General features: G+C 38.7%; 1 pseudogene. It reads left to right on the forward strand.

Going from position 1 to position 584, the window contains the following annotated elements:
* A pseudogene (locus tag HMPREF3034_RS02010) lies at positions 1–584 on the forward strand (IS21 family transposase); the annotation flags it as partial.

The raw sequence follows: 584 nt of genomic DNA on the forward strand, positions 1-584 counted from the left end.
TAATAGCTTCGTTATGCTAAGAAAGCATAGTTATAGTGTTCCAACAGAGTATATCGGCAAACGTATGGAGCTTATTTACGATAATGACAATGTTCAAATCTACTATGGGTTAAAGTTAGTTACCATCCATCAGCGAGATGATACTCCCTATACCTACTCACAGAAAGATGCACATAATCTTCCTGGTCATCATGGTAGCTTTGAAAAGGATTTGGAGGAAATATATCAACGGGCAGGGCAAATAGACAACATCCTTCTGCTTTATCTCAAGGAAGTCGCTACGCAGATGAAATATCCACCAAAAGCCTTCCGCTCTTGCCGTGGTATCATGTCGCTGGAGAAGAAGTATGGCATGGCTCGTCTAGTAGCAGCTTGTAACTGTGCTTCGGAAGGACGACGCTATGGCTATAATGAGATAAAGGATATACTACAGAAGGGTGATGATGCTTCCTATATATCTATGGATGAAGATAATATGGAGCTATCTCCTGAATATAAATCAAAAACGCATAAGAACATACGAGGCAAGGATTATTTCTCAAAGCAATTATCCAATAATAACAATAATAGCAAACAATTAAAGT

Origin of the sequence: Prevotella sp. DNF00663 (assembly GCF_001553265.1) — a bacterium.
Lineage (GTDB): Bacteria > Bacteroidota > Bacteroidia > Bacteroidales > Bacteroidaceae > Prevotella.